Below are 7208 nucleotides of genomic sequence, written 5' to 3'. Positions count from 1 at the left end.
CGGTTTTCCGAGACGTTGATGTGCGTCCCGTCGAACATCGCGTCGCGGTGTTGCTCGAGCTCGGCAGCCCGGGCCAGATCGGTCAGAAGCTTCAGGGTTTCCCGGTTGATCCGGTGTTTGCTGTAGTCGATATAGAGGTCGCCGACGGTGACGTTGAACTCGCGGCCGCGGTCCGGATCCTCGTCGAAGAACTTACGCAGATGGGTTCCACCGATCTGCTCGTGATGCTTGCGCAGCGCGCTCCATGCCGGGGTCAACGAGATGTCGGGAATGTGTTCAACCGCAGTCATCCCTCGACCCTAGTCAGGGCGCGCTGAAGCCGAGGTGAACGGGCGGCGAACCAGGCGGATCAGTGACCGAGTCGGCCGCGGCCCAACCTGAGCAGCAGCATGGCCAGGTCCTTGCCCTCGGGCCCGAGTTCGCTGTAGCGCTCGATGACCTTCATCTCGCGGCTGTGCACCAGCCGGGTTCCGCCGGAGGCCATTCGGGCTTTGCCGATCGTCCTGGAGACCTCGGCGCGACGTTTGACTGCGGCCAGGATCTCGGCATCGAGACGATCGATTTCCTTGCGCAGGTCATCGATGTCGGTGAGCTGTTCTGTTTCGACTGTCATTTCAGACTCCGGAATCTCATTGTGTGGAGGGAGGTGCGGTGGTGTCATCCGGTTTCGGGCCTCACACAAGAGACGAGCCCCGGATCCGGAAGCGGACCGCGGGGCTCTGGGAAGCAGCTATACCACGGGCACCGCTGGCCGGTACCCGTAGAAAAATCGACGCTGCATATTGAGCACGAAATGAGTGTGCCACTTGAAGGCGTTCCAGCGCAAAGGTGTCGCCGAACGGCGGTAAGTTGGGGCGGATATGAGTGTGGAGCACGTGACCGAGTCCGAAGCCGACCAATTGCTCGACGGTCTGAACCCCCAACAACGTCAGGCCGTCCTGCACGAGGGTTCGCCGCTGCTTATCGTGGCGGGCGCCGGCTCCGGCAAGACGGCCGTGCTGACGCGGCGTATCGCCTACCTACTGGCCGCGCGCGACGTCGGACCCGGCCAGGTGCTCGCGATCACCTTCACCAACAAGGCCGCCGCCGAGATGCGGGAACGGGTGGTCGCGCTGGTCGGCCCGCGGGCGCGATCGATGTGGGTGTCAACGTTTCACTCCACCTGCGTGCGGATTCTGCGCAACCAGGCCTCGCTGATCGCCGGTCTCAACTCCAACTTCTCCATCTACGACGCCGACGATTCGCGTCGTCTGCTGCAGATGATCGCCAAGGACATCGGCCTTGACGTCAAGCGGTACTCGCCGCGACTGCTGGCCAACGCGATCTCCAACCTGAAAAACGAGCTGATCGATCCACCGCAGGCGATGGCCAACCTGTCCGACGACGATCAATCCGACGAGCTGGCGCGCACCGTGGCCGCGGTCTTCTCCGAATACCAGCACCGGTTGCGGCTGGCCAACGCGCTCGACTTCGACGACCTGATCGGGGAGACCGTCGCGGTGTTGCAGGCCTTCCCGCAGATCGCCCAGCATTACCGTCGACGTTTCCGGCACATCCTGGTCGACGAGTACCAGGACACCAACCACGCGCAGTACGTCCTGGTCCGCGAGCTGGTCGGCCGCGACACCGAAGACGGCGTCACGCCCGGTGAGCTGTGCGTGGTCGGTGACGCCGACCAGTCGATCTACGCCTTTCGCGGGGCCACGATCCGCAACATCGAGGACTTCGAGCGCGACTATCCCGACGCCAAGACGATCCTGCTCGAACAGAATTACCGCTCCACGCAGAACATCCTGACCGCGGCCAACTCGGTGATCTCCCGCAACGCCGGACGCCGCGACAAGCGACTGTGGACCGATGCCGGCGAGGGTGAGCTGATCGTCGGCTACGTCGCCGACAACGAGCACGACGAGGCGAGGTTCGTCGCTGAGGAAATCGATGCGCTGGCCGCCAGCAGCGATATCACCTATAACGATGTGGCCGTTTTCTACCGCACCAACAACTCGTCACGGTCGTTGGAAGAGGTGTTCATTCGCGCCGGCATTCCTTACAAAGTCGTTGGGGGAGTGCGGTTTTACGAACGCAGAGAAATCCGCGACATCGTCGCCTACCTGCGCGTGCTGGACAACCCCGGCGACTCGGTCAGCCTGCGACGCATCCTCAACACCCCGCGGCGCGGCATCGGTGATCGCGCCGAGGCTTGCGTGGCGGTGTACGCCGAGAACACCGGATCCAGTTTTGCCGACGCGTTGGAGGCCGCTGCCGAAGGCAAAGTGCCGCTGCTGAATACCCGTTCGGCCAAGGCGATCGCGGGTTTCGTCGAGATGCTCGACGAGCTGCGCGGCCGGCTCGACGCGTCGGAAGGTGACCTCGGGGAGCTGGTCGAGGCGGTGCTGGAGCGCACCGGATACCGCGCGGAGCTCGAGTCGTCCTCCGATCCGCAAGACCTGGCCCGCCTGGACAACCTCAACGAACTCGTCAGCGTCGCACATGAATTCGCGACCGATCTGGCCAATGCGGCTGCCCTGGACGATGTGCCCGACGACGAGGACGTGCCAGACACCGGTGTCCTTGCCCAATTCTTGGAACGGGTGTCGCTGGTCGCCGACACCGATGAAATACCCGAGCACACAGCCGGTTTGGTGACTCTGATGACGTTGCACACCGCCAAGGGGCTGGAATTCCCGGTGGTGTTCGTCACCGGGTGGGAAGACGGAATGTTCCCGCACATGCGGGCTTTGGGCGACGCCGGCGAGCTTTCCGAGGAACGTCGACTGGCCTACGTCGGGATCACCCGCGCACGCCAACGGCTCTATGTCAGCCGGGCCAAGGTCCGGTCGTCGTGGGGGCAGCCGATGCTGAACCCGGAATCGCGGTTCCTGCGCGAGATTCCGCAGGAGCTCATCGACTGGCGCCGCACCGACCCGACCCCGTCGTTTAGCGCGCCGGTGAGCGGGGCCGGACGGTTCGGGGCGCCCCGGCCGTCGCCGACTCGTGGCGCCGCCGGCAAGCGGCCGCTGCTGGTGCTGGCGCCCGGTGACCGGGTCACCCACGACAAGTACGGCCTGGGCCGGGTCGAAGAGGTCTCGGGCGTCGGCGAATCAGCGATGTCGCTGATCGACTTCGGCAGTTCGGGACGGGTGAAGCTGATGCACAACCACGCTCCCGTGGCGAAGCTCTAGTCCTCCAGCAGCCAATCCCGCGTGCGCGGCAGCAGCGTCAGCGCGGCGCTGGTGATCGGCAGAATCGGCAGGGTGTGCACGATCCAGGCCACCCGCGCGCCGGCGATGAACACGCCGAGGTAGGTCAAGATCGCGACCACCGCGCCGGCCACGATCAGGTAGCGGCTCAGGGGCTGGCGCAACAGCAGCAGGATCACCCCGGAGATGGTGGACAGGGCGAACACCAGCGCGAGGAAAGCCACGGCGACGCAGAACAGGCGGTCGGATCGCCACCAGCCCGCGATCAGGTCGGTCGCCACCACCGATGTGGCCCAGCCGCTGATGATGCTGACGGCCGCGGCGGCCACCGCCGTGGTTCGGCTGGGTTCGCCTTCGGGTGGGGCGGTGATCCCCGGCTGACGACTCGGCGGGGCGTATTGCGGGGGCGACGGCGGCCGGGGAATGTGCGTGGTGCGGACATCGTCGACAGCCTGCGGCATCGGCCCGGTGGGCGCTCGGCGAATGATCCGCGTTTCCGGACCGCCGGCGGCGCGCATGGGCCCGCTTGATGTTGAGGGGGGAGGGCGATCGCCTGGTGTGGGACTGGTTGGCTCAGTCACCGGTCAACCGGCGAAGGTGCCGACGGATAGGCCGCGCTTGGCCAGCCACGGCACCGGGTCGATCCGCTGCGTACCGCCCAGCAGCACCTCGAAGTGCAGATGCGGGCCAGTGGAGTTGCCGCGGTTGCCCATAGTGGCGATCTGGTCGCCGGCCATCACCCGCTGACCCACGCTGACCAGCGTGGTGTTGACGTGGCCGTACAGCGTGACCGTGCCGTCGGCGTGACGCAGCTTGACCCACATGCCGTACCCGGCGGTCGGGCCCGCGTCGATGACGACGCCGTCGGAGACCGCGTGGATCGGTGTGCCAATCGAGTTCGCGAGATCGATGCCGGCGTGCAGGACGCCCCACCGGTAACCGAATCCCGAGGTGAAGATGCCCTTGGTCGGCATGACGAAGAGTGGCTGCTGCAGCCGGGCCTCGCGCTGGGCTCGTTCCTGAGCGAACGCGACGCCGTGGGCCAGCTCGGCGTTGTGCACGGCGACATTCGCGGCCGGCTGCACGGTGACCAACTGCATGCCGCCGCCGGAGGTGCTGATCGGCCCGCCGTTCGTGTTCGCGGCCTGGGCGGCCAGCACGGTCTGGGCTTTGGAGTGGTCCGGTGCCTCGGTGGCGGAGTGCGCAGCCGCCGCGGCGGCGCCGGCGGCCATCGCACCGATCAGCACGCGACCTCGAGTGGGGCCGGTCAGTTGTTTGCGGTGCTGGCCTCGCCGGGCGATCAGCTCCGTGTCGGTCCTGGCTCGGTGTGCGTCGCGCCGACGCGGGTCGATGCGGCGCTCGGACGCGCTGGGGCGGGCCAAGTCCATGACGACGAGGTTGTCGGTGTCGTCCAGATCGTCGAGCTCGGGCGCGCCCAGGACCTGCGCTTCTTTTTCGAAGGCGGAGTTTGCGCTGAAATCCAGATCGTCGAGCTTGCCGAACTCATTGAACGGAATGATGTCGGTGACTTCGTTGCGACCGGGGATGGACCTGCGATGACGCGACGCCGAGAACTCTCCTTGGACAGGAGACGGTGCCGGAATTTGCTGGGTCAACCTGATTGTCCCTCGAGCCGTAACCATACCGTTATCTGGACTCTGCGACGTTAACCGCCGACCCTGGGGCATCGCAAGTTCAGCCAGAAATCCGCCCGGGATTGTGATTTGAATCACTGCGGGCATGCCGGTGAGATCTGCCACATCCACCGATGCCGACGACGGAGCGTTCAGGCCGTGTCGATACAGTTCCCGCAAGCGAGCATCGGAAAACCCCGGCCCGCTTATAAATAGGCCGACACACAGAAGTGAGCCCATGGATCTTTTCGAGTATCAGGCGAAGGAGTTGTTCGCCAAGCACAACGTTCCGACGACGCCCGGCCGGGTGACAGACACCGCTGACGGGGCCAAGGCCATCGCCGAAGAGATCGGGCACCCGGTGATGGTCAAGGCGCAGGTCAAGGTCGGTGGGCGTGGCAAGGCCGGCGGGGTCAAGTATGCCGCGACCGCGGAGGACGCCTACAACCACGCGAAGAACATTCTCGGCCTGGACATCAAGGGCCACGTCGTTAAGAAGCTGCTGGTCGCCGAGGCCAGCGACATCGCAGAGGAGTACTACATCTCCTTCCTGCTCGACCGGGCCAACCGCACCTACCTGGCCATGTGCTCGGTGGAGGGTGGCATGGAGATCGAAGAGGTCGCTGCGACTAAGCCCGAGCGGCTGGCCAAGGTTCCGGTGGACGCGGTCAAAGGTGTCGACGTGATCTTCGCCCGCTCGATCGCCGAACAGGGCCACCTGCCGGCTGAGGTGCTCGACGCCGCCGCGGTCACCATCTCCAAGTTGTGGGAGGTCTTCGTCGCCGAAGACGCCACTCTGGTCGAGGTCAACCCGCTGGTGCGCACGCCCGACGACCAGATCCTGGCGCTGGACGGCAAGGTCACGCTCGACGGCAACGCCGACTTCCGGCAGCCCGGTCACGCCGAGTTCGAGGACCGCGACGCCACCGACCCGCTGGAGTTGAAGGCCAAGGAGCACGACCTCAACTACGTCAAGCTCGACGGCGAGGTCGGCATCATCGGTAACGGCGCCGGGCTGGTGATGTCGACGCTGGACGTCGTCGCCTACGCCGGCGAGAAGCACGGCGGGGTCAAGCCGGCCAACTTCCTGGACATCGGTGGCGGCGCCTCGGCCGAGGTGATGGCCGCCGGTCTCGACGTGATCCTGGGCGACCAGCAGGTCAAGAGCGTTTTCGTCAACGTTTTCGGTGGCATCACCGCATGCGACGCGGTGGCCAATGGGATCGTCCAAGCGCTGAAGATCCTCGGCGACGACGCCAACAAGCCACTGGTGGTCCGGCTGGACGGCAACAACGTGGACGAAGGCCGTCGCATCCTGGCCGAAGCCAACCACCCACTGGTGACGGTGGTACCGACGATGGACGAGGCCGCCGACAAAGCCGCCGAGCTCGCGAGCGCCTGAGAAAAGGAAAATGACCCATGTCAATCTTTCTGACCTCCGAAAGCAAGGTCATCGTCCAGGGCATCACCGGTAGCGAGGCCACCGTGCACACCGCCCGCATGCTCAAGGCGGGCACCCAGATCGTCGGCGGCGTCAATGCGCGCAAGGCCGGCACCACCGTCACGCACGAGAACAAGGGCGGACAGATCGTCAAGTTGCCGGTGTTCGGCAGCGTCTCGGAGGCGATGGAGAAGACCGGCGCCGACGTGTCGATCGTTTTCGTGCCGCCGAAGTTCGCCAAGGACGCCATCATCGAGGCCGTCGACGCCGAGATCCCGCTGCTGGTGGTCATCACTGAGGGAATTCCGGTGCAGGACAGTGCATATGCCTGGGCCTACAACCTGTCCAAGGGCGGCAAGACCCGCATCATCGGGCCGAACTGTCCGGGCATCATCACTCCCGGGCAGGCGCTGGTGGGCATCACGCCGGCCAACATCACCGGCTCGGGTCCCGTCGGCCTGGTGTCCAAGTCCGGCACGCTCACCTACCAAATGATGTTCGAGCTGCGCGATTTCGGGTTCTCCACGTCGATCGGCATCGGCGGTGATCCGGTGATCGGCACCACGCACATCGACGCGATCGAAGCGTTCGAGAAGGATCCCGAGACCAAGGTCATCGTGATGATCGGCGAGATCGGCGGTGACGCCGAAGAGCGTGCTGCCGACTACATCAAGGCCAACGTGTCCAAGCCGGTTGTCGGCTACGTCGCCGGATTTACTGCGCCAGAAGGCAAGACGATGGGCCACGCCGGCGCCATCGTGTCCGGCTCGTCGGGCACCGCCGCCGCCAAGAAGGAAGCGCTGGAGGCGGCCGGCGTCAAGGTCGGCAAGACTCCGTCGGAAACAGCCGCGCTGGCGCGGCAAATCCTGGAAAGCCTGTAGGGGATCCTTCTCGCGGCAAAATTGGAACACGTTACAGGTTTCGGTTAGCCTG

General features: G+C 65.4%; 6 protein-coding genes and 1 pseudogene. 3 read left to right on the top strand and 4 right to left on the bottom strand.

Annotated features, from left to right (window positions below):
- Together WAO18_RS06820 and WAO18_RS06815 are read right to left on the bottom strand one after the other, a co-directional pair.
- Window positions 1-290 (bottom strand): annotated as a pseudogene (locus tag WAO18_RS06820) (glucose-6-phosphate isomerase); the annotation flags it as partial.
- 59 nt (window positions 291-349) lie between these two features.
- Window positions 350-661, bottom strand: a complete 312-nt coding sequence (locus WAO18_RS06815) for a chorismate mutase (RefSeq protein WP_422204953.1) — start codon at window positions 659-661, stop codon at window positions 350-352.
- Window positions 662-860: 199 nt separating this feature from the next.
- Here WAO18_RS06815 and pcrA point away from each other — a divergent pair, with 199 nt between their 5' ends.
- Window positions 861-3182, top strand: coding sequence for a DNA helicase PcrA (gene pcrA, locus WAO18_RS06810; protein WP_422204951.1), 2322 nt, complete (start codon window positions 861-863; stop codon window positions 3180-3182).
- Here the strand turns inward: pcrA and WAO18_RS06805 are convergent.
- Both WAO18_RS06805 and WAO18_RS06800 read right to left on the bottom strand, forming a co-directional pair.
- Window positions 3179-3781, bottom strand: a complete 603-nt coding sequence (locus tag WAO18_RS06805; protein WP_422204950.1) for a hypothetical protein — start codon at window positions 3779-3781, stop codon at window positions 3179-3181. The genes pcrA and WAO18_RS06805 overlap by 4 nt on opposite strands.
- A gap of 3 nt (window positions 3782-3784) precedes the next feature.
- Window positions 3785-4816 (bottom strand): M23 family metallopeptidase, encoded by a 1032-nt coding sequence (locus WAO18_RS06800; protein ID WP_422204948.1) that lies wholly within the window; start codon window positions 4814-4816, stop codon window positions 3785-3787.
- A 256-nt stretch (window positions 4817-5072) separates the two neighbouring features.
- Here WAO18_RS06800 and sucC point away from each other — a divergent pair, with 256 nt between their 5' ends.
- Together sucC and sucD are read left to right on the top strand one after the other, a co-directional pair.
- On the top strand, window positions 5073-6236 hold the full coding sequence (gene sucC, locus WAO18_RS06795) for an ADP-forming succinate--CoA ligase subunit beta (RefSeq protein WP_422204947.1): 1164 nt from the start codon (window positions 5073-5075) through the stop codon (window positions 6234-6236).
- A gap of 17 nt (window positions 6237-6253) precedes the next feature.
- Window positions 6254-7156: a succinate--CoA ligase subunit alpha gene (gene sucD, locus WAO18_RS06790; protein WP_422204946.1), complete on the top strand. Its 903-nt coding sequence runs from the start codon at window positions 6254-6256 to the stop codon at window positions 7154-7156.
- Window positions 7157-7208: the final 52 nt, after the last annotated feature.

Source organism: Mycobacterium sp. (assembly GCF_049278535.1).
Lineage (GTDB): Bacteria > Actinomycetota > Actinomycetes > Mycobacteriales > Mycobacteriaceae > Mycobacterium.
The sequence above is the reverse complement of the archived record's forward strand: the minus strand, read 5'-3'. Positions and strand labels throughout refer to the sequence as shown.

Excerpts from the sequence above, each read along its gene's own strand:
- WAO18_RS06815 (WP_422204953.1), bottom strand. The coding sequence starts at position 661 with ATGACACCACCGCACCTCCCTCCACACAATGAGATTCCGGAGTCTGAA.
- pcrA (WP_422204951.1), top strand. The coding sequence starts at position 861 with ATGAGTGTGGAGCACGTGACCGAGTCCGAAGCCGACCAATTGCTCGAC.
- sucC (WP_422204947.1), top strand. The coding sequence starts at position 5,073 with ATGGATCTTTTCGAGTATCAGGCGAAGGAGTTGTTCGCCAAGCACAAC.
- sucD (WP_422204946.1), top strand. The coding sequence starts at position 6,254 with ATGTCAATCTTTCTGACCTCCGAAAGCAAGGTCATCGTCCAGGGCATC.